Below are 22,226 nucleotides of genomic sequence, written 5' to 3' on the forward strand. Positions count from 1 at the left end.
CGCCGCTGCGCGGTTCTCTCGCCTCGGGTTCGAACCTGCTCGAAAAAAGACTCTCGCTGTTTCTCACCACTCGCTCAACGTCGTTTTGAAAGCGGCTGGAGGCTTATCTAGATTCAACTGCATTATTCAGCAGTGAGGTTGTGAATTAGAAAGTTTCCGGCCGCTTTCAGAAAGCTTGCCGAACGAAGTGTTTCGAGACCTGTGGCTCGAAACCCAGTGAGGGGATCGCGCAGCGGCAAGTTTTCGCGGCAATAGCTGCGGCACCTGAAACATAGCCAGCGAGCGATAGCGCTTGTTGAAAAAGCGTGGAGAGATCCAAGAGAGGGAAAGCACTTCCCTCTCTTTGGTCGGTTTCGGCGTCAGCCGCTGAGTGATCACTGCAATTGAAAAACCGAAATCTTCTCGATCAATTTATTGCCCCTCACTGCAAGTGAAAAACCGAAATCTTCTCGATCAATTTACTACCCCTCACTGCAAGTGAAAAACCGCCTTTTGCTGCGGTCTCAGCAAAAATTTAAACCGTCAGTGCATCGGAATGCACAACCTCAGCAAACTGATTCTCCGGCTCCCGTAACCCCAGATTCCCGCGAAGCGTCCCTTCTTCGTACTCGGTACGATACAACCCGCGTGCCTGTAAAATTGGAATGACGGAGTCAGTGAAGTCATCAAACGCCGTCGGCGTGCCACCGCGAACGATAAACCCGTCCGTTGCTCCTGATGTAAACCAGTGCTCCAGCCCGTCGGCGACGTGTTCGGCGGTGCCGAAAAATGTCGGGCGCGGCGTGGCCGCTTCCAGCGCGGTTTGCCGTAATGTCAGTCCGCGCTCTTTCGCATTGCGTTTGATCTCATCGGTAGTGCTGCGGAAACTGTTCTGGCCTAAATCGCCGATGTCCGGGAACGGCGCATCCGGGTCGTACTGCGCGAAATCATGATGCTCAAAGTAACGGCCCAGATAATCCAGCGCGCTTTCCAGCGTCACCAGTTGCGCGGTTTCCTGATATTTACGCTCGGCATCCGTGACGGTGTCACCGATAATGACGCTGATGCCCTGAAAGACGCGGATGTCGTCGGCGTCGCGGCCATTTTTGACCAGCTGACGGCGGACATCTTCGCGGAATTCGCGTGCCAGCTCCGGCGTTTCCTGACGGGTGTAAATCGCGTCGGCAGCTTCAGCGGCAAACGCTTTTCCCTGTTCGGAAGCACCGGCCTGGAACACGACCGGACGCCCCTGCGGAGAACGCCCCACGTTCAGCGGGCCCTGTACCGAGAAATATTTGCCGTGGTGATTAAGCGTATGCAGCTTGTCCGGCGCAAAGAACTGGCCGGTGGCTTTGTTGCGTACAAACGCGTCTTTTTCCCAGGAATCCCATAAGCCTTTGACCACGCTGACGTATTCGCTGGCAATGCGGTAACGCTCGTCGTGTTCCGGGTGTTTGTCGCGTGAGAAGTTTTTGGCAGACCCTTCCAGCGGAGAAGTCACGACGTTCCAGCCTGCGCGGCCGCCGCTGAGATGATCGAGGCTGGCGAACTGGCGCGCGACGGTGAACGGCTCGCTGTACGATGTGGAAAGCGTGGCGACCAGACCGATTTTTTGTGTCACCAGCGACAACGCGGAAAGCAACGTAATCGGTTCAAAACGGTTAAGAAAATGCGGAATCGATTTCTCAGTAATAAACAAACCGTCAGCCACAAATAAGAAATCAAATTTTGCCTGTTCGGCTTTTTGCGCTAATTGCTGGCAGAACTGAATATTAATACTGGCGTCGGCAATGGCATCCGGATGCCGCCATGCGGACATATTTCCCGACGCACCCTGAATAATAGCGCCAAGACGTATCTTTTGTTTTTGAGTCATTTTCTTTCCCTTTCATGGACGGCTCTTGGAAATAAAACATTGATGAATTAAATAGCGTTAATACGCGATCACACCAGCGTGCGTAATTCCGCGATGGAGCGCACCAGCGGAGCCTGCTCCTGCGCGTCGAAAGCCTGCTGAATCAGCACTTTTCGCAGATAAACCAGCTCGACGCCCAGCGGATTAGTCGCGGTATGAAACGGCTCGTAACCCCGGCGCTGATACAAATCCGTCAGCCACGGGTGTTTGATGGCTGTCGCCAGATACACGGCGGGGGATTTCAGCGTGTCGCGCAAAAAGGTCTCTTCGACATAACGGATAATCTCGCTGCCAAAACCTTGCCCTTTGGCATGTTCTGCTACGGCAAACCAGTGAACGAAAGGCCAGGGCGCGAGATGATTTTTCGCCGGTGTCCACAGAAAACGGGTCGTCAGCGTGGCCGTCAGTTCGCCGTCTTTTTCCAGTACATAAGTGGTTTCATTGCGGATCACATCCCGCACATCCTCCACACTGGCGCGGGTAATGGTGAAATGGATGCCGTGTTCGAGCAGCGGTTCATAGGCTTTTTGCAGCAGCGAATGCAGCGCCGCGGCTTCAGATTCCTGGGCAAGGCGGATCAGATGGCTCATGTTCGGTTCCTTATGCCAGCGCCATGCTGGACGCGGCTAACAGTTCGAGTGAACGCAGGCGCGCCTGTGGCTGTGCGACCGGTGTGTCGATAATGAATTCTTCCACGCCGTAACGGGCCTGCAACGCTTCTAACTGGCGGTGAACGTCCTCGCCGGTGCCGTGCAGCACGTCAGACTGGCGTTCTTCAATCTGATGCGACGCTGCGCCGGATTGCCGGATATACGTTTCCGCCTGTTCGAGACTGCCGACATTTACGCTCTGGCCGTCGCTGCCGGTCACACGGTAACGCTGGGTGTTATCCACCAGACGCGCGGCCTGAGCGGCGGTGTCGGCGACAATCACCGGCACGGCGAGCAGGGCGCGTCGCCCGTTGCTGTCGTAGGAATAAGCGGAAAGGGCGCTGGAAATATCGCGTTCGTCGGCATTAAGGTGCGCCGCAAAAACAAATTCCCAGCCGAGACTGGCCGCCAGCCGGGCGCTTTGTTCGCTCGCGCCCAGCAGAAAGCGCGATGCCGACTGCGGCGGTTGTGGTGTGGCCGAAAGGGAATCCACGCCGCGCCCGCGAACCGGCACTGAAAGCCAGTCATCGAGCTGACGCAGCTGATCCGCAAACTCGCCTTTGCGCGCCGGATCGACAGCGTATTGCAGCGCGTGAGTAGAAAGCGGCAATCCGCCCGGCGCTTTGCCGATACCGATATCGACACGACCGGGCGCGAGTGACGCCAGCTGATTAAAATTCTCGGCGACTTTATACGGGCTGTAATGTTGCAGCATCACGCCCCCTGAGCCGACCCGCAGTTTTTGCGTATGCGCGAGGATCCAGGCGATGACAATTTCCGGCGAGGAGATCGCGAGTTTGTCGGTGTTGTGATGTTCCGCCAGCCAGAACCGGTGATAGCCCCAGCGTTCCGCCAGCTTCGCCAGTTCCAGCGTCCGGCGCAGCGCTCCGGCGGCATCCTCATGTTCATCCAGCGGACTTTTTTCCAGCAAACTTATGCGGTATCCCATCGTTTTCCCTTGTAATCGCAACACATCATTAACAACGATTATTAAAGTCAGGGGGAAGGGATGTAAAAGAACAATAGTAGCTATGGAGTTGCGGAAATTGGAAAACCTGTGGGTTCGCCGCCCGTAAGGGGTTTACGTCAGGTTCAGGTTCAACGTCGTTTTGAAAGCGGCAAGATTTCGCGGCAATAGCTGTGGCACCTGAAACAGTGCCAGCCAGCGGCAGCGCGCTTAACGCGCTCTCTGGACCAGTTTGGGCGGCGAGCCCAAGGTTTTAAAGTTTTGTCGCTACAACCCAAGGTGTGAATTAGCCACGCGCCCGCGTAATAACCATTCCCATATTTGTGAAATCCTTATCTCATTTTCTCATTTGTCACCAAAAGGTATATACCCGCAAAATCAGTTCTATCGGCAGGTCGGGCGTTAATTCAGATATGAAATATAAACAGCAATGACCTTGTCGCTTTTACCACATTATATTTGTGGTTTTTCACAGGTATTACACCAGGAAAAAGGTCCCGTCATGACATTATCCAAGTTATTGCTCCCGCTGCTGATTGCCGGGAATTTATCGACCGCATGGGCAGCCGGGCAAATTGTTCCGTCTGCTACCACTTTCCATGTATCAGCCGATGAATCGCTGAAAAGTAAACTGCCAGCCGATATTGCCAAACGCGGATATATTGTCGCGGGCACCAACCCGAATACGCCGCCAACCACGTTTTTCCAGGAAGACAATAAAACCCTCGCGGGCCGTGAAATTGACGTGATGAATGCCGTTGCGGCGCGTCTGGGCGTGGAAGTGCGCTGGCAGGATACCGGCGGTTTCGACAACATTATTCCCGGGCTGAAATCAGGCCGCTATGACGTGGCGCTTTCCAATATCAACGCCACCCAAAAACGCCTCGAGCAGGTCGATTTTGTCAGCTATTACGATGCGTCGCGTCTGGGCGTGATCTCCCGCAAAGACGCCAATATCGCGCCGTTTACGTCTTTTGATGCCGTTTGCGGGCAGGAAATCGGTGCCGGTGCGGGCACGACGCAAATCGGACGTCTCGAAGCGGCCAGCAAAACCTGTACGGATGCAGGCAAACAGCCAATCAAAATTGCCGTTTTCCCGGACCGTCCGTCGGGCGTGCAGGCCGTGGTCAGTGGTCGCGTGCCGATGTTCTTTGGCCCGTATGAAGGCCTGACGTATCAGGTCAGCCAGGTGAAACCGCTGGCGCTGTCCGGCACGATTCATGTGGATGACGCACCGGTTTCGGTTGCGTTCCCGAAACAATCTGCGCTGGAAGAGGCCGTTCAGGCTTCGCTTAACTCGCTGATTAAAGACGGGACTTATCAGAAGATCCTCGATAAATGGTCGATTGGCTTTGGCGCAGTGAAAGAATCCAAGCGTAATGAAGAGATTTTCGGATGAGCACTGAAACACACGGTCAGCAGCCGGAAGAACTGCGGATCGTCGGTAAGAAATACATCGGGCGCTGGATAAGCGCCCTGATCGTCGTTCTGGTGCTGGGCGCTGCCGCCCATTCAATGCTCAACAACCCGCGTTTTGAATGGTCAGTGCTTGCAGAAAACTTCACCGGTCCGTCGATTTTGCAGGGTGTTTTGATGACGTTGCAGCTGACTGCCATTTCGGTGATTTTCGGCTTTGCCGGTGGCACCGTGCTGGCGCTGATGCGGTTATCGTCCAATCCGGTGCTGGTCGCCGTGAGCTGGGGATATACCTGGTTTTTCCGCGGCGTGCCGATGCTGGTTCAGCTGTTTCTCTGGTACAACATTGCCGCCCTGTATCCCACCATTTCGTTTTCACTGCCCTGGGTAGGGGAAATCTGGAGTGCGTCGGCCAACTCATTAATCAGCCCGTTCAGCGCCGCCGTGATTGCGCTGGTGATGCACCAGTCGGCCTATGCCGCTGAGATTATCCGTGCGGGGATCCAGAGCGTGGGCACCGGCCAGATTGAAGCCGCGCGTGCCCTCGGTTACCGGCCTGCTTCCATATTCCGCCATACCGTGTTGCCGCAGGCGATGCGGGCGATTCTGCCACCCGCCGGTAATGAAGTGATCGGTCAGCTGAAAACCACTGCGGTGGTGTCGGTGATTTCACTGCAAGACGTGCTGTTTTCCGCGCAGATTATTTATCAGCGCACGTATGAAGTGATCCCGTTATTGCTGGTCGCGACGCTGTGGTATCTGGTGCTGACGTCGCTGCTTTCGGTGATTCAGTATTACGTCGAGCGTCATTTCAGCCGCAGCAGTTTGCGCAAGGTGAAGCGTAAATCTAAACCGCGTGACGAGACGCCGCGGGCGGTGAATACCGGCCTGAATGCAGGAGAAACCAGCCATGGGTGAGGCGATTGAGTTTCGGAAAGTCACCAAACGTTTTTCAGGAAACACCATTCTCGACGAAATCAGCCTGGATATTCCGGCGGGTTCGGTGACGGTGATTTTAGGGCCATCCGGTTCCGGGAAATCCACGTTGCTGCGCTGCATTAATCATCTGGAAAAACTCGACGGCGGCACCATCCGTATCGGTGGCGAACTGGTCGGCTACCGGCAAAAAGGCAATGCGCTTTATGAACTGAGCAGCGGGAAAATCGCCGCTCAGCGCAGCCGTACCGGTATGGTGTTTCAGCAATTTAATCTGTTCCCGCACCGCACGGTGCTGCAAAACATTACCGATGCGCCGCTGCGCGTGAAGAAACAAAACCGTCAGCAGGTGCTGACCAAAGCCCGTGCACTGTTGCAGCAGGTGGGGTTAGCCAGCCGCGAAGATGACTGGCCGCAGCAGCTTTCCGGTGGGCAGCAGCAGCGCGTGGCGATTGCCCGTGCGCTGGCGATGGATCCGGAAGTGATGCTGTTTGACGAACCGACATCGGCGCTCGATCCCGAACTGGTGGGCGAAGTGTTGCAGGTCATCAAAAAGCTGGCGCATTCGGGGATCACCATGGTGATCGTGACGCACGAAATTGGCTTTGCGCGTGAAGTCGCCGATAACGTGATCTTTATGGAAGGCGGAAAAATCGTGGCGTCGGGGCCGGTGAAAGCCGTGCTGGATGAAGCGGAGAACGTCCGTGTCCGCAATTTTCTGTCTACCGTATTGTAGAGTCTGCTCTGAAAAGTAAATCACACAGCTGCGGCAAACTGTCGCGGCTTTCCAGCCTGCTCAGTGCCACAATATTGGCCCGCTGTGCTTCCGTCATATCCGGTAAACAGGCGCGCAACTTCCCCGGTAAATCGAACGCAATCGCCAGACTTTGCTGACGCGTAACGCGTTTTTGCCGCGTTTCTCCGTTGCGTAAAAATACCGTAACCTGATGAAAACGCGCAGCCGGGTTGAGCTCATCCGGCGGGGCGCTAAGATCCGGATGACGCGTGATACGGGCGGCCAGCGCGGCAATTTCGGCATCCGGCGGGTTTTCTGAGAAATCCTGTATCAGCAAGGCCTCGCGCAGCAGGCTGGCGGCAATCACGTATTCCAGGCTGAAACGTGCCTCGATACCGTTCGACGGCTCGCGCACTGACGCTGCAATATCACCGCCCGGCGGGAAAGACACTTCAATCCGCTCCACCGCATTTATCAGGTCGCTGAGCAGCTCCCCCTGTTGCAGCCAGTCCTGGCGGATAGCTCGTGCGGCATCGGCGGCGCTGTGCGTGCCGCCACAGGTCGGATACGGTTTGAATTCCAGCCCCGGTGAGACGATACGCCACGGCGCGCCCCAGCTTTCGGTGAGTTTTTCCGGCTGATGCTGACCGGCGCAGTAAGCAGTGAAAAAGCTGTCGAGCACGTTTTCTGACTGACCGTGAAAACCGGCCAGCGTCAGCAGGGTGGCCGTGACCGCAATTTGCGCCGCCAGCCCGGCGTGCAGCGGTTTAACCGCGCTGCCAAACTGCGCGCGTAAACCGCCCGCCTGCGTAGCCGCCGTCCCCAGAATAAGGGCCGTTTCCGGTTCGCTGGCACCAACCAGCCGCGCACATGCCGCCGCCGCGGCAATCGTGCCGAGCGTGGCGGTATTGTGGAAACCCAGTTTGTAATGCTGCGAACCGGCGGCCAGCCCGAGGCGACCGGCGGTTTCCACGCCCGTCACCCAGGCATTGAGAAACTGCTCGCCGCTGATGTCTGGGCGCCCGGCCGCCAGCGCCAGCAAAGCAGGCAAAATCACCACGCCGGGATGACCGCGAAAGTCCGGGTGAAAATCATCGAAATCCAGCGCATGTCCGGCGTAACCCAGTAACACGGCGCGCGTCTGTGCATCGTCTGCACGGTAAACCTGTTGCAAACTTTTCAGCCCGGAATCGCCGGCTTCGCCGCGCACAACGGGCAGGGTGACGGCCAGAAAATCGAGCAATCCTTCGCGGGCATTTTCACGCGCTTCGGCGGAGGGACGCGCACTGACAATAAGCTTTGCCAGCGATGAAGTCAGTGTCATGTTTTTTTCCTGTTTCAGGCCTGCGGGCTGAGATGTTCAAGGGCGTTAACGGCCAGCTGCGCGAGATAATGTGCGGTCGGGAAGAGCGCGCGGTCATCGACGCGAAATTCCGGGTGGTGCAGTGCGAACGGGCCGCCGGAGCCGATCATCAGGAATGCGCCGGGCAGTTTTTGCTGATAGAAGGCGAAATCTTCGCCAATCGGGCTGGCTTCCACGCGACGCGCCTCAAAGCCTGAACCGGCGGCCTGCGCCAGTGCAAAATCCACCCATTCAGCGGTATTCACCACCGACGGCGGGCCGGGCTGCCAGTCGAGTTCAATTTGCGTATCAAAGGCACCGGCGATGCCTTTGAGCACCTGACGTAAACGGCGTTCAATAAGCTCGCGGGTGTCCTGATTAAACGAGCGCACCGTGCCTTCGAGCCAGGCAGAGTCGGGGATCACGTTCCACGTACTTCCGCTGTGAACCTGCGTGACGGACACCACCGCGTTGTGATCTGACGGCACATTGCGCGCAATCAGCGTCTGCAATGCGCCGATAATTTGCCCGGCAATAATAATCGGGTCATTGCCTTCATGCGGGCGGGCGGCGTGACTGCCGGTGCCTGAAATGGTGATGGCAAAACGGTCGACGCCCGCGGTGAGTGCGCCGTCTTTGCTGCCGATAATGCCGACCGGCAACGTCGGGTCGTTGTGAATACCAAAGATGACGGCGGCGTCGTCGAGCGCGCCGGTTTCAATCAGCGCCGGTGCGCCGTGGCCGGTTTCTTCTGCTGCCTGGAATAAAATGCGCACGGTGCCGGCAAGCGTTTCCTCGCGTTCTTTGAGTAAAATCGCCGCGCCGAGCGCCGCCGAAGTGTGGAAGTCATGGCCGCAGGCATGCATGACGCCGGGGTTTTCCGAGGTGTATTCCACGCCCGATTTTTCTTCGATCGGCAGGGCATCAATATCCGAACGTAACACCACCCGCTTACCGGCTTTCTGGCCGCCAATTTCGGCCACCAGACCGGTTTTCAGCGGCAGATTCAGAACGCGGATCTGATGACTTTCCAGCACGGCTTTGATGCGCGCCGTGGTCTCGAATTCCTGATTGGAAAGCTCAGGATGGCGGTGCATGTTATGGCGAAAATCCTCAATGAATTTCGCCAGCGCCTGATGTTCCTGACCGGTATTTAACATGTAAAACTCCTTAAGCGGGCTGACGCGCCAGCCATCCGGCATGGCGTTCTTCGTCGAGGATCTTTTTCAGATACAGCGTGATATGGCCTTTGCCGAGGTCTCTTTCGAAGACCGGCTGAAAACCCAGTTTGATATACATTTCGCGCAGCCACGGATGGCTGGTGGCGGTGCCAAGCGAATACGCCGGGGCTTTGAGTTCGCCGATAAGAATGTGGTCTTCCAGCCATTCCAGCAGCCGCTTACCGAGATTCTGGCCTGTGTATTCCGGGTGCGTGCCGAACCAGCCAATATGCGGCAGACCCATCGGGCCCGGCAGGGTGCCCCACGGGAAACGCAAAGTGACCGAGGCTGCCATGCGCTGGCCGTCAAACAGGCCAAATACCGCATGTTCATCGAGATGTTTCGTCACCCGCGCCAGATCGGCGGTGGCCGCATCAAACTGAATGCCGAGGGCTTTAATCGGGGCGTATGCGGCCAGCATCAGCGACAGATATTCGTGCCTGTCGTCTGAACTGAGCCGCCGGAAATGTGGGGTCATATCGCAGGTTTCTCCGGGGATGATAAATGACCGGACTGTTCGGCGAAGCGGATCACGTCATCCACTTTTTGCGGCGCACAGCCGATGTAATTTGCCGGATCCAGCCAGTGGTCCAGATCTTCTTCTGAGATGCTGGCGGCCAGAACCGGGTGTGCTAAAAGCACGGTTTTAAAAGATAGACGGTTCTCGAACGCCTGCATAGCGCACTCGTAAACCAGATGATGCGCCGTCTGTTTGCCGAGTTTTTTACCGGCTTCAAACATGACCTTTTCCGACAGCAGCAGGCCGTCCTGCATCTGCAAATTCGCCAGCATGCGGGCTTTATTGACCGTCAGGCCAGATAAAATAGCGCGGGCATTTTGCAGCTGGGCAGAAAGGTAAATCGAGATTTCCGGCAGGGCGATCCACTCCGCGCGCCAGCTCATGGCATCGCGTTCGTGCTCGACGTGCATCGACTGATAAATCAGCGACGCGCTGTGTAAAAGCGGGGCGGTCAGGCTGGCTAAGCCTTCGATGGCGGCCGGGTTACGTTTATGCGGCATGGTGGTCGAGCCGATTTTCCCCGCGCTGAACGGTTCTTCGACTTCATTAATTTCGGTGCGCATCAGGTTATAAAGTTCGTTGCCGATTTTGCCCAGCGTGCCGCTGATGAGCACCGCCGTGCTGGCGTATTCGGAAAAACGGTCGCGCGCTGCCTGCCAGCCGATATTCGGCGTATTCAGGTTCAGGCGTGCCAGCGTGCGGCGTTCGACTTCCGGGCCTGCTTCGCCGAGCGCGGCATATGTGCTGATCGCGCCGCTGAGATTGCCGGTCAGCAGACGCGGCGTGATGGCCTGAAGGCGGTCGAGATGGCGGATAAATTCATCCAGCCAGACGGCGACTTTAAAGCCGAACGTGGTCGGCAGCGCCTGCATTCCGTGGGTGCGGCCCGCCATCAGGGTGTACTGATGCTCACGCGCCAGATTTTTCAGCACGTCCGCCAGCGCGGTGGCGTCACGCACGATCACTTTCATTGTCCGGGCGAGCTGTAAAACCGTGGCGGTATCGACGATATCCTGCGTGGTCGCGCCGTAATGAATGTATTCCCCGGCATCGCCGCACTGTTTTTGCAGCGCCGTCAGCACCGGCATCAGGGAATGTTTCATCTGTGCACCGGACGCGGCGATGTCGTCAATATTCAGCTGGCTGGGGTCGGCCAGTTCCGCTATCGACAGTGCTGCCTGTTGCGGGATCACCCCGAGTTCGCCTTCGGCTAATGCCAGCGCCACCTCGACATTTATTTGCTGCGTCAGACGATTTTTCTCTGACCAGATTTCCCGCATTTCCGGTGTGCCAAAATTATTGCCAAGTAAAAGAAAATCAATCGGATGTGAGGCCATAATAATCTCTGTTTTTCTGAGGGTTAATTAATGAGTTTGGCAAAAACAATAATAAATACCGGGATAATACTGTTGCCGATATTTCTGTTTTTGTTTATTAAATTAACCCTTTACAGCGCTATCATTTCTTTGATCCAGCACAGGATGCAAGGGGTTTTGATGCTATAGCTAAAATTCATCTATTCTATTGCGAATTAGTGAATAAGGATCCGCAATCAGAACTTTGTTTATTATTTCAATTCTCGTACGATGTTTATATAACGACTTAATATATTCAATATCCGAATTCCTGTTTATTACGGGCAGGCAGTTTATTCAATTACTGACCAGAGAATAGGGCATCATCGTGTTCGCTATAAAATCACCGCAAACCTATCACCATCAGCCGGGGCTGCGTGCCCGCACCGGCGAACTTCTTGCCGTTCACTCGAATGAAATCGCCATTATCACCAGCCCGAAAGCCTGGCAGGCGGTGAATCCGCACCTGGAAAACAGCCTGCGTGAGGCGGGGATCCGCTGGCAGGTGAATTTCCTGACCACCGGATGCACCGATGCCGCGATCGAAACACATCTCAACGCGGTGCGGGCGCAAAACGCCACGCTGGTGCTGGGTATCGGCGGCGGACGCGTGCTGGACTGCGCGAAAGCCATCGCGAATCTGATTGATGACATTGTGCTGGTGACGCTGCCGACGGTGGCCGCCACCTGCGCCGCCTGGTCGCCGGTCAGCATTATTTACAACGCGCACGGCGGGCACGTCCGCAGCCAGCCGTTATCGCGTATGCCGCTGATGGTGCTGGTCGACAGCGAAGTCATCGCGCAAAACGACGTCCGTTATCTGAAAGCGGGCATCGTGGACGCACTGGCGAAGTGGTACGAATTCCGTCCGTATAAACAGAAAAGCGACGACAGCCTGGCGCTGAATCTCAAAATTCAGGCGGCAAAACTGGCGGTGGAAACCTTTGAGAAATACGGGGCGCAGGCGGTGCTTGATAACGCCCGCCATGAAGTGACACCGGCGCTGATTAAAGTGATCGACGCCAATATCGCGGCGGCGGGCATGGCAAACAGCATGCGTGATGAAACGCCTGCACCGGGCGTGGCGCACGCCATTCACAACCGTTTTACCCATCAGCCTGAACTGCACGACTGGCTGCACGGCGAGAAGGTCGGTCTCGGCCTGCTGGTGCAGTCGCTGATGGAAAGTGACAACGGCGAACCGGAGCCGGAACTGCTGGCGCTGCTGCGGCAGTACGATGCGCCGCTGGCGCTGCCGGAATTCAACGGCAACCGCGATGAAATCCTTTCATCTATTGCCCGTGAAGTGAAGTTCTCCGCCGAAAACGCGGCGCGCCTGCCGTTTTCCATGGCCGCTGAACACATCGAAAAAGCCCTGCGGGCGACAGAAAATCAACATTATTCTTAGGAACATTTCATGACTTCTTCTTCAGAAAACACCAGAAAGCTGCGCCTCGGCCTGTTTGTTCAACCGCTCGGGCATCACGTCAGCGGCTGGCGTTTAACCGGACAGCTCGGTTCGCCCACGGACGTTGAATGGCTGACGTGGATCGCCAAAAAAGCCGAAGAAGGCAAGTTCGATATGTTTTTCATCGGTGACGCGCTGGCGACCAGCGTTTACCGCCTGCCTTCTACTATGGCGCGCCTCGAGCCGCTGACGTTGCTGGCGGCGCTGGCAGTGCAGACCCGTCATATCGGGCTGGCGGCAACGGCCTCTACCACGTTTACCGATCCGTTTAATCTGGCGCGCAGCTTTTCGTCGCTGGATCACATCAGTCATGGCCGTGCGGCGTGGAACGTGGTGACATCGTTTTCCACCGACGTGGCGCGCAATTTCAGTCGTGAAGATATGCCGATGCACGCCGAGCGTTACGCCGTCGCGCACGAGTTTCTCGACGTGGCGTTTAAGCTGTGGGAAGGCTGGCAGGAAGGCGCCGTCGCGCCGGACAAAGACAGCGGCCAGTATTTCGTGAATGAAAAAATTCAGCCGGTTAATCATCGCGGGAAATATTTCCAGGTGCAGGGGCCGCTGAATATCACCCGTTCACCGCAGGGACGTCCGGTGATTATCGAGGCCGGTTCTTCCGCTGACGGCCAGAAGCTGGCGGCCGCCACCGCCGAAGTGGTGTTTACCGCCGCCGCGACGCTGGAAGAAGCACAGACGTTTTACCGTTCGCAGAAACAGCAGGTGAAAGACGCAGGGCGCAATCCGGATCATGTGCTGATCCTGCCCGGTGTGATGCCGATCGTGGGGCGCACGCGGGAAGAAGCGCGTGAAACCTGGCGTGAACTCAACTCGCTGGTGGATATCGATAACGGCATTCGTCAGCTTTCGACCCGCTTTAATATGGATCTCAGCCAGTTCCCGCTCGACGGCCCGGTGCCGGATGTGCCTGCCGGAGAAGGCAATCAGAGCCGTGTGAAACTGCTGACCGATCTGGCCTACCGCGAAAATCTGACCCTGCGTGAACTGGCCGCGATTGCTGCCGGTTCACGCGGACACCGCGTGCTGGTGGGAACCGCCGAAGATATCGCCGATGATTTCCAGCACTGGCTGGAGCAGGGCGGCGCGGACGGTTTCAATATTATGCCGGCCATCATGCCGGAGCAGCTTTCGCTGTTTGTCGAGCGGGTGATCCCGGAATTACGCCGTCGCGGGTTGTTCCGCGAAGAGTATGAATTCAGCACATTGCGCGAAAACCTGGGTTTGCCCGCGCTCTGATATAAGGATAACGGTATGACGATTTCGTTGTCACAGCGCGTGCAACGCGTTTCGCTTTCGGCCAACGCGGCGGCAAAGCAGCGCACCAATGATCTGAAAAAGGCCGGTGTCGATATTCTGGATCTCACCACCGGTGAACCGGATTTCGATACGCCGGAGCACATCAAGCAGGCGGCGTATGAGGCGATTGCACGCGGGGAGACCAAATACACGCCAACGCCCGGGATACGTGCACTGCGAGAGGCGGTGCAGCGAAAATTGCAGCAGGAAAACCGCCTGGAATTTGGCATTGATAATCTGATGATTGCCAACGGCGCGAAGCAGGTCATTTTCAACGCGTTTGCGGCGACGTTAAACGACGGCGATGAAGTGATTGTGCCGGTGCCGTACTGGCCGACGTTCCCGGACAGCGTGCGTTTTAACGGCGGCACGCCGGTGTTTGTGGAATGCCATCTGGAGCAGGGTTATAAACTTTCGCCGGAGCGCCAGCATTACGCCGCGTACGCGCTGGCTGGTGCTCAATCATCCGGGGAATCCGAGCGGTGCGGTGTATTCAGCGCAAGAATTACAGGCGCTGGCCGTTGTGCTGCGTGCACATCCGCAGGTGCGGGTTATGCTCGATGATTTATACGAACACATTCTGTTTGATGGCCGCGAACACCGTAATTTGCTGAACGTGGCAGGCGATTTTCAGGCGCGCAGTTTGCTGGTCGGTGGCGTGTCTAAAACCTACGCCATGACCGGCTGGCGTATCGGTTTCGGTGCCGGGCCAAAAGATCTGATCACCGCGATGACCGTGGTGCAGTCGCAAATCAGTTCGGGCGCGAGTTCTGTCAGCCAGGCCGCGGCGCTGGCGGCGTACACCGGCGGGCTGGATTTCCTCGCGCCACAGGTGGCGGCCTATCAGCAGCGGCGCGATGACATCACGGGCATCCTTTCCGGCGTTGACGGGCTGGAACTGATACAGCCGCAGGGCGGTTTCTTCGTCTTCTGCCGCTGTGCGGGGCTGATCGGGCGTTACCGCCCTGGCGGCGCGAAAATCGAAAACGAAGCCGATGTGATGGACTATCTTCTGGAAAACGGCGTCTCCGGTGTGGGGGGCAGTGCGTACGGCTTGTCGCCATACTTCCGGCTGTCGATTGCCACAGACAACGCCACGGTGATTGAGGCCGGGCGGCGTATTGCGGCAGCGTGCGGACGGTTAAGCCCGGTGCTTTAGCCCGGTAAACCTGTGGGTTGGTGCCCGTACGGGGGGGACGTCAGGTTTAAGTTTAAGTTCAAGTTCAAGTTCAAGTTCAAGGTCGTGGGCGTCGGCCCACACCGACTTGGGGGCGGCATATCGCCGCCGCCCCCAAGACCCCCGGGCTCTTTCACTGCGCGCTATCGCTTGTAAAGTATGTTTCAGCAACTCCGGCTATTGCCGCAAACGTCGCCGCTGCGCGGTACTTTCGCTTCGGGCTCGAACCTGCTCGAAAACAGACTCTCGCCGTTTCTCACCACTCACTCAACGTCGTTTTGAAAGCGGCTAGAGGCTATGTAATTCGGAAGATTTATGCAGGCTGATTTTGAATTGAAAAGCCTCCAGCCGCTTTCAGAAAGCTTGCTGAATGAGTGTTTCGAGACCGAAAGGCTCGAAGACCGAAATGAAGGTACCGCGCAGCGGCAAGTTTTCGCGGCAATAACAGTGGCGGCTGAAACATGGCCAGCCAGCGATAGCGCGCAGTTAAAAAGACGCGGAGATTCAAAAGAGGGGCCGTCTGGCCCCTCTTTTGTCGGTTTCGGCGCAGTGAGTTAAGTGATCACCGCAATTGAGAAACCGAAATTTTCTCGATCCCGCCATCAATGCAATTGAAAACCGAAACTTTCTCGATCCCGCCATCAATGCAATTGAAAACCGAAACTTTCTCGATCCCGCCATCAATGCAATTGAAAAAAACCACATTTCATAAAAGCGTCACTTAACCCCGCTAGGTTATGCCCATCACCGGTCAGAGACGGGCAACGGACATGAGTTATTTATCACTCCATCACATACACAAAACCTGGGGCAACAAAGTTGCGCTCAATGACATCAGTTTTGATGTGGAAGAGGGCGAATTTATTGCGCTGCTGGGCCCTTCCGGCTGCGGAAAATCCACCATGCTGCGCACGATTGCCGGGCTGGAATCGGCTGACAGCGGAGCGATTTATTTCCAGCAATCCGACGTCACCGCGCTGACGCCGTCACAACGTAAGTTGTCGATGGTGTTTCAGTCTTATGCCTTATTTCCACACATGAGCGTGCGGGAAAATCTGCTGTTCGGGCTGCGGGCGCGTGGCGAAGATAAGCGGCAATTTGCTTCGCGGCTGGCGGATGTCAGCCGGCTGATGGAGCTGGAGCCGCTGCTGGACAGATTGCCTGCGCAGCTTTCCGGCGGTCAGCAACAGCGCGTAGCGCTCGGGCGGGCGGTGATCGCCAATAACCGGCTGTGCCTGATGGATGAGCCACTGTCCAATCTCGACGCCAAACTGCGCCAGAGTATGCGTCGTGAAATCCGGGCGATTCAGAAAAAACTCGGTCTGACGATGGTGTACGTCACCCACGATCAGACCGAAGCGATGAGCATGGCGGACAAAATCATTCTGCTAAACGACGGGCGCATCGAACAGCACGACACGCCGGACAATCTCTACAACAACCCGGAAAGCATTTTTGCGGCGCAATTTATCGGTGCGCCGCCGATGAATATCCTGCCGCTGACGCGTCGCGGTGAACATCATTATCTCGCCACTATGCCGGTTCCGGTGGTGGAAATGCCGGGTGACGCCTCGCTCAGCCTGGGGCTGCGCGCCGAAGATATTCAGCTGACCGACGCCACGCAGGCCGGGCTGACGGCGCAGGTGATCAGCCACGAATATATGGGTGCCGACACGCTGGTGGTATGTTCCATCGCCGGTGCCGCAGAGCCGCTGACCGTAAAAGTGGCCGGTATGAAACGTTTTGCCGAAGGCCAGCCGGTCGGGCTGCAATGGCTGTCCAGCGCACAATATTTTTTCTTCACGACGGGCGGAAAGCGCTGTTATGACGCGGAGGAATTTTGTTTGCCCTCCGGCCAGAGAGTCGCCGTCTGACGGCCATTTATCGTCGTGAATTCATTTTTCTACACTTACAACAACACTTGCCGAAGGGAAAATCATGTCACTTGTTCATCGTTTTTCACGCCTTGCTACCGCTGTTTTGCTGATCACCGGAACCTCTGCTTTTGCGTCGGAGCCGGTGAAATTGCAGATGTACTACCCGATTGCCGTGGGCGGAAAAATCAGCCATACGGTCGACACGCTGGTGGAAGATTTTCAGAAAACGCACACGGATATCAGTATTCAACCGGTGTATACCGGGGATTATGCAACGACGGTAACGAAAGCGCTGACGGCGTTTCGCGGAGGCAACGCGCCGCAAATGGCGGTGATCGGTGACATTGAGGCCTATTCACTGATTGATGCGGGCGCGATCGTGCCGGTGAGCGATCTCGCTAATGACGCGGAAGGGAAAAAGTGGATCGACGGCTTCTATCCGGCCTTTATCCGTCACATTCAGGACAAAGTCTGGAGCATTCCGTTCCAGCGTTCGACGGTGGTGTTGTACTGGAATAAACAGGCGTTTGAGAAAGCGGGTCTGAACGGCGACACACCTCCGGCCAACTGGCAGCAGGTGGTGGATTTCGGTAAAAAACTGGTGGTGCGTGACGGCAACGACGTCAAACAGTGGGGCATCGAAATCCCTTCTACGCCAAACGGTTACTGGAATTTTCAGGGCATCGCCGCCACTAACGGCAGCCATCTGGATAACGGCAAAGGCACCGCCGTCACGTTTGACACGCCAGCCAACGTGGAAGCGCTGCAATGGCTGACGGATCTGGCGCAGAAAGACGCGGTTTCCCCGAAAGGCGCGATTGCCTGGGGCACCACGCCGCAGGATTTCATCGACGGCAAAACGGCCATGATGGTGACCACCACCGGTAACCTGACGACGGTGCGTGACAACGCCAAATTCCCGTTCGGCGTAGCGATGTTGCCGGAGAAAACCCAGCGCGGCAGCCCGACCGGCGGCGGCAATCTGTATGTGTTCAAAAACGCGACGCCTGAGCAGCAGAAAGCGGCGATGGAGTTTATCCGCTGGGTTTCCGCCCCGGAACAGGCGGCGCGCTGGAGCATCGCGACCGGTTATGTTGCGACGTCGCCTGCCGCGTGGGAAACGCCGGTGATGCAGGATTACGTGAAACAGGTTCCGCAGGCACTGGTGGCGCGTGAGCAGCTGAAATATTCACAGCCGGAACTCTCGACGTACAACAGCGTGCAGATTCAGGAGCTGATGAACCATGCGATTGAAGCGGCGGTGACGCAGGCGAAAACGCCAGCCGATGCGCTCAGTTCCGCACAAAAACAGGCGGACCGTCTGTTGAAACCGTATCAGTAAGGCTCGCGGATGAGCATTCCTCACAGCACGCTTCACGCTGTTGCACCGGCAGCCCGCACACGCGGGTTGTCTTTGCAGATTTACGGCTATCTGCTGATTATGCCCGCGCTCGGTTTTTTGCTGCTGTTTACCCATTATCCGGCGCTGGCAACGATTTGGGAAAGCGTATTCAGCGCAGCACGCAACGGGCATCCGGCGCAGTTTGTCGGGCTGGATAACTACCGTGCGCTGCTTGATGACGACACCTTTATGTTGTCGCTGCGCAACAACCTGCTTTATGCGGTGATCACCATTCCGCTGTCGGTCGCGCTCGCGCTGATGATGGCGCTGGCGGTCAACCGCCGTTTGCGCGGTAACGCGATGGTCCGCGCAGCGTTTTTCATTCCTTCTTTATTACCGATGGTGGCGATCGCCAACCTCTGGTTGTTTTTCTATACGCCGCAACTCGGGTTGCTTAACAAACTGATGGCGCTGTTTTCGCTGCCCGCTGTTAACTGGCTCGGTGAACCGGGCACCGCGCTTTACAGCCTGATGGTGGTTTCCGTCTGGCGCGAAGCCGGGTTCTTTATGATTTTTTATCTCGCGGCGTTGCAGCAAATCGATCCGCGTCTGGCTGAGGCGGCCGAAATAGAAGGGGCGTCGCGCCGCTACTTTTTCCGCCGCGTGCAGTGGCCGCTGCTGATGCCGACCACGCTGTTTATTCTGATCAATGCATCGATGAACGCCTTCCGCATCGTGGATCAGGTGATTGCGATGACCAACGGCGGGCCGAATAACAGCACCAGTCTGCTGCTGTTTTATATCTACCGCACCGCGTTCAGCTACTGGGATTTGCCGTACGCCTCGGCGATGACCGTGGTGTTGCTGGCGATTCTTGCCACGATTGCGCTGATCAAATTCAATCTGCTGGATAAAAGGACGCACTATCAATGAGCAGCCTGACGATGACGTTAACGCCGGTGCGGACGTTTTCCGCAGGCCGCCTGTGCCTGAATATTGCCATCTGGCTGGCGGCGTTTTTGTGGTTTTTGCCGGTGCTGGTGTCGGTCTGGGTCGCGATTCATCCGGCATCTGAACAGGGGAGTTTTTCCCTGTTTGCACCGCTGACGTTGCAGAATTTTATCAACGCCTGGCAAGCCGCGCCGTTCGGGCGCTATTTTCTCAATACCACGCTGCTGGTGCTGATGATTGTGGTGTGCCAGCTGATTTTAGCGACGCTGGCTGCCTACGCGCTGGTACGGTTTAAACTTAAAGGCGCGGGGATCATTTTTGCGCTGGTGCTGTTGCAACTGATGATCAGCCCCGACGTTCTGATCCTCAACAACTACAAAACGATCGGCGCGTTCGGCCTGCGCGATAGCCTCCTCGGGATAGCGCTGCCGTATTTCGCCTCGGCGTTTGCCATTTTCCTGTTGCGCCAGACGTTCCGTAGCATTCCGCTGGTGCTCGAAGAAGCCGCGATTGTGGAAGGGGCCAGCCGTTTTTACATTCTGCGCAAAATCTATATCCCGCTGGCGAAACCGGTGTACGTGGCGTTTGCGCTGGTGTCGGTAAGCTTTCACTGGAACGATTTCCTCTGGCCGCTGGTCATTACCGATTCCGTAAAAGTGCGGCCGATTACCGTCGGGCTTCAGCTATTTTCCGCGCCGGAACAGGGCGTGCAGTGGGCGCTGATCGGCGCGGCAACGCTGATGACGGTGCTGCCGTTATTGGCCTTATTCCTTATTTTTCAACGTCAGTTCGTTCAATCCTTCATGCGGGCTGGGATTCGTTAAGAACAACCGGAGCATCTTATGACCGTCATCACCTCATCCCCTTTGTTATCGCAAGCGCAGGAACGGGCTCTGGGCAACGTGAGTGCTTTGTATCAGCTGCCGGATATGCATGACGCGGCAGTTTCAGGCGTCAGGCTGCGTTTCGGGCTGATTGCGGACCCGCAATACGCCGATGCCGATGTACAAAAAGAGCGTCATTACCGCAACAGCCTGAATAAACTGGCGACCGCGATTAATGAGCTGAATGATTTAAAGCTCGATTTCGTGGTTACGCTGGGCGACCTGGTGGATCGCGACTGGAGCAGTTATCAGGCGGTGCTGGCGCGCTACGAAGCGTTGCGCCATCCGCACGCCGTGCTCATTGGTAACCACGATGCGCAGGTGATTTCCCAACATCTGGCGGCGCAGTCTCCTGCGCTGGGATTGCCGAAAAGCTATTACCAGTTCAGCCTGCCGGGCTATCGTTTTCTGGTCATTGACGGCAACGACGTCAGTTTGTACTGCAATCATGCCAATGGCGAAGACCATCAGCTGGCAGAATTTATGCTCGATGAACTGACCGAATGCCAGCAGTCGCAGGCGCAGCCGTGGAATGGCGCGGTAGGGCGTAAACAGCTGGAATGGATTGAGCAAAACCTGAAACAGGCGCGTGCGCAGGGCGAAACGGTGCTGGTATTCGGCCATTACCCGCTGACGCCGGTGAACACGCATAACCTGTGGAACTGCGAAACGCTGGTGGAATTGCTCTGCCGCTATAACGTGCGCGCGTATTTCGCCGGGCACGATCACCGCGGGGGCTATGACCGGGTGGAAAACACCGATTTTATTACGCTCAAAGGCATGGTGGACGGGGAAAGCAGCCTGCCATTTTCATCCGTCACGCTGAGCGGCGACGTTCTGACAATCACAGGATACGGGCCAGAGGTGAGCAGGGTGTTGAGCCGCCAGGTTGAGTCTCTGTAACAAGCAAAAAGCCCGCCGTAGCGGGCTTTGAACATCATGACAGGGCTACGCCGTCAGCAGGTTCGGGCAGTTCTGCCCTTTGATCAGCTGATCGATGTTCATCAGCGTGGTTTCAGAAATGCTGGTCAGCGCGTCACTGGTCAGGAATGCCTGATGGCCGGTGAACAGCACGTTGTGGCAGGAAGACAGGCGGCGGAAAACGTCGTCGAGGATGACTTCGTTTGAGTTGTCCTCGAAGAACAAATCGCGCTCGTTTTCGTACACGTCCATACCCAGCGCGCCGATTTTTTGTTTTTTCAGCGCGTCAATGGCGGCCGTTGCATCCAGCAAAGCGCCGCGGCTGGTGTTCACGATCATCACGCCGTCTTTCATTTTGGCAAAGGACTGAGCGTTAAGCAGATGATGGTTTTCCGGCGTCAGCGGGCAGTGCAGGGAAATGACGTCGGATTCTGCGTAAAGCGTATCCAGATCGACATATTCTGCGCCCAGCTCCAGTGCCAGCGGGCTTGGATACGGGTCAAAAGCCAGAATCCGCATTCCAAAACCTTTCAGAATCCGCATTGTTGCCACGCCGATTTTACCGGTGCCGATGATACCGGCGGTGCGCTGGTACATATTAAAACCAATCAGCCCTTCGAGTGAGAAGTTGGCTTCGCGGGTGCGCTGATAAGCACGGTGAATGTGGCGGTTAAGACACATCATCATGCCGACGGTGTGTTCTGCGACGGCTTCCGGTGAATAGGCCGGAACGCGCACAACGGAAATGCCCAGTTCTTTCGCCGCCTCAAGATCGACGTTGTTAAAGCCCGCGCAGCGCAGCGCCAGCGTTTTTATCCCCAGAGAAGCCAGTTCCTGCAACACTTCACGGCTGCCGTCATCATTGACGAAAATACAGACGGCATCTGCACCGGCTGCGGTTTTTGCAGTTTGCGGGGACAGCAGAAAATCGAAAAATTCCAGTTCATAGTCGTAATGTTCATTGACCAGTTCCAGATATTTCCGGTCGTAATTTTTAGTACTGTAGACAGCCACTTTCATGGTGTTTCTCCGCAGTGAGTTTGAATCTCTGACGAAACCGTTTCCGACTGTTTTATAAGGAATAAACATTTTCAGAAACAATTCGCAATATGCCACCAAACTAACAGAGCATCGGGGTGCCGACAATTTTTCCTGTGCTATTTGGGTGCCGGATACTGGTATTTCAACCATCAGTTGTTACGCTAATTATGATATCTTGCGGGCGGTCAGACGATTAAGTGCAAAACAAGGCAAGT

The 22,226-nt window shown here is 56.3% G+C and carries 19 protein-coding genes and 1 pseudogene; 12 read left to right on the plus strand and 8 right to left on the minus strand.

The window, feature by feature from the left end:
- Positions 1 to 514: 514 nt before the first annotated feature.
- The 3 genes from J8X26_RS17395 to J8X26_RS17405 form a co-directional block, all read right to left on the minus strand.
- Positions 515 to 1,855, minus strand: a complete 1,341-nt coding sequence (locus tag J8X26_RS17395; RefSeq protein WP_152326090.1) for an LLM class flavin-dependent oxidoreductase — start codon at positions 1,853 to 1,855, stop codon at positions 515 to 517.
- A gap of 68 nt (positions 1,856 to 1,923) precedes the next feature.
- Positions 1,924 to 2,484 (minus strand): GNAT family N-acetyltransferase, encoded by a 561-nt coding sequence (locus tag J8X26_RS17400; protein WP_152326091.1) that lies wholly within the window; start codon positions 2,482 to 2,484, stop codon positions 1,924 to 1,926.
- 10 nt (positions 2,485 to 2,494) lie between these two features.
- Positions 2,495 to 3,493: an LLM class flavin-dependent oxidoreductase gene (locus tag J8X26_RS17405; protein ID WP_208951500.1), complete on the minus strand. Its 999-nt coding sequence runs from the start codon at positions 3,491 to 3,493 to the stop codon at positions 2,495 to 2,497.
- A gap of 520 nt (positions 3,494 to 4,013) precedes the next feature.
- Here J8X26_RS17405 and J8X26_RS17410 point away from each other — a divergent pair.
- Genes J8X26_RS17410 through J8X26_RS17420 form a run of 3 tightly spaced genes read left to right on the plus strand, consistent with a single transcriptional unit; the run spans position 4,014 to position 6,599 of the window.
- Positions 4,014 to 4,910, plus strand: a complete 897-nt coding sequence (locus J8X26_RS17410; RefSeq protein WP_152326093.1) for an ABC transporter substrate-binding protein — start codon at positions 4,014 to 4,016, stop codon at positions 4,908 to 4,910.
- On the plus strand, positions 4,907 to 5,845 hold the full coding sequence (locus J8X26_RS17415) for an amino acid ABC transporter permease (protein WP_244370649.1): 939 nt from the start codon (positions 4,907 to 4,909) through the stop codon (positions 5,843 to 5,845). The genes J8X26_RS17410 and J8X26_RS17415 overlap by 4 nt, the downstream gene beginning before the upstream one ends.
- On the plus strand, positions 5,838 to 6,599 hold the full coding sequence (locus tag J8X26_RS17420; protein ID WP_152326094.1) for an amino acid ABC transporter ATP-binding protein: 762 nt from the start codon (positions 5,838 to 5,840) through the stop codon (positions 6,597 to 6,599). The genes J8X26_RS17415 and J8X26_RS17420 overlap by 8 nt, the downstream gene beginning before the upstream one ends.
- Here J8X26_RS17420 and J8X26_RS17425 read toward each other — a convergent pair.
- The 4 genes from J8X26_RS17425 to purB are packed head-to-tail and all read right to left on the minus strand — an operon-like array spanning position 6,586 to position 11,018.
- The gene (locus tag J8X26_RS17425) at positions 6,586 to 7,923 is read right to left on the minus strand and encodes an MmgE/PrpD family protein (RefSeq protein WP_208951501.1); all 1,338 of its coding nucleotides are present in this window, start codon (positions 7,921 to 7,923) and stop codon (positions 6,586 to 6,588) included. The genes J8X26_RS17420 and J8X26_RS17425 overlap by 14 nt on opposite strands.
- A gap of 14 nt (positions 7,924 to 7,937) precedes the next feature.
- Entirely contained in the window at positions 7,938 to 9,101 is a 1,164-nt protein-coding gene (locus tag J8X26_RS17430) for an amidohydrolase (protein WP_152326096.1), read from the minus strand.
- Positions 9,102 to 9,111: 10 nt separating this feature from the next.
- Positions 9,112 to 9,639, minus strand: coding sequence for a GNAT family N-acetyltransferase (locus J8X26_RS17435; protein ID WP_152326097.1), 528 nt, complete (start codon positions 9,637 to 9,639; stop codon positions 9,112 to 9,114).
- Positions 9,636 to 11,018, minus strand: a complete 1,383-nt coding sequence (gene purB, locus J8X26_RS17440; protein ID WP_152326098.1) for an adenylosuccinate lyase — start codon at positions 11,016 to 11,018, stop codon at positions 9,636 to 9,638. The genes J8X26_RS17435 and purB overlap by 4 nt, the downstream gene beginning before the upstream one ends.
- A 346-nt stretch (positions 11,019 to 11,364) precedes the next feature.
- Between purB and J8X26_RS17445 the strand changes: the two genes are divergently transcribed.
- From J8X26_RS17445 to J8X26_RS17485, 9 genes and pseudogenes are all read left to right on the plus strand, one after another.
- Positions 11,365 to 12,444, plus strand: a complete 1,080-nt coding sequence (locus J8X26_RS17445) for an iron-containing alcohol dehydrogenase family protein (protein WP_208951502.1) — start codon at positions 11,365 to 11,367, stop codon at positions 12,442 to 12,444.
- Between the two features lie 9 nt (positions 12,445 to 12,453).
- Positions 12,454 to 13,758, plus strand: a complete 1,305-nt coding sequence (locus J8X26_RS17450; protein ID WP_165057357.1) for an LLM class flavin-dependent oxidoreductase — start codon at positions 12,454 to 12,456, stop codon at positions 13,756 to 13,758.
- A gap of 15 nt (positions 13,759 to 13,773) precedes the next feature.
- Positions 13,774 to 14,977, plus strand: a pseudogene (locus tag J8X26_RS17455) (aminotransferase class I/II-fold pyridoxal phosphate-dependent enzyme).
- A 333-nt stretch (positions 14,978 to 15,310) separates the two neighbouring features.
- Positions 15,311 to 15,553, plus strand: a complete 243-nt coding sequence (locus J8X26_RS17460) for a hypothetical protein (RefSeq protein ID WP_208951503.1) — start codon at positions 15,311 to 15,313, stop codon at positions 15,551 to 15,553.
- 212 nt (positions 15,554 to 15,765) lie between these two features.
- The gene (locus J8X26_RS17465) at positions 15,766 to 16,869 is read left to right on the plus strand and encodes an ABC transporter ATP-binding protein (protein ID WP_208951504.1); all 1,104 of its coding nucleotides are present in this window, start codon (positions 15,766 to 15,768) and stop codon (positions 16,867 to 16,869) included.
- Positions 16,870 to 16,933: 64 nt separating this feature from the next.
- Positions 16,934 to 18,214 (plus strand): ABC transporter substrate-binding protein, encoded by a 1,281-nt coding sequence (locus J8X26_RS17470; RefSeq protein ID WP_208951505.1) that lies wholly within the window; start codon positions 16,934 to 16,936, stop codon positions 18,212 to 18,214.
- Positions 18,215 to 18,223: 9 nt separating this feature from the next.
- Positions 18,224 to 19,147 (plus strand): carbohydrate ABC transporter permease, encoded by a 924-nt coding sequence (locus tag J8X26_RS17475; RefSeq protein WP_208951506.1) that lies wholly within the window; start codon positions 18,224 to 18,226, stop codon positions 19,145 to 19,147.
- On the plus strand, positions 19,144 to 19,989 hold the full coding sequence (locus J8X26_RS17480) for a carbohydrate ABC transporter permease (RefSeq protein ID WP_193333125.1): 846 nt from the start codon (positions 19,144 to 19,146) through the stop codon (positions 19,987 to 19,989). Before J8X26_RS17475 ends, J8X26_RS17480 begins: the two co-directional genes overlap by 4 nt.
- A gap of 18 nt (positions 19,990 to 20,007) precedes the next feature.
- Positions 20,008 to 20,952, plus strand: a complete 945-nt coding sequence (locus J8X26_RS17485; protein WP_208951507.1) for a metallophosphoesterase — start codon at positions 20,008 to 20,010, stop codon at positions 20,950 to 20,952.
- A gap of 45 nt (positions 20,953 to 20,997) precedes the next feature.
- Here the strand turns inward: J8X26_RS17485 and J8X26_RS17490 are convergent, their stop codons facing one another.
- Entirely contained in the window at positions 20,998 to 21,990 is a 993-nt protein-coding gene (locus J8X26_RS17490; protein WP_152326106.1) for a 2-hydroxyacid dehydrogenase, read from the minus strand.
- Between the last annotated feature and the right edge of the window lie 236 nt (positions 21,991 to 22,226).

The sequence above is a fragment of the Rahnella sp. ChDrAdgB13 genome, assembly GCF_017655185.1.
GTDB classification, from domain to species: domain Bacteria; phylum Pseudomonadota; class Gammaproteobacteria; order Enterobacterales; family Enterobacteriaceae; genus Rahnella; species Rahnella contaminans.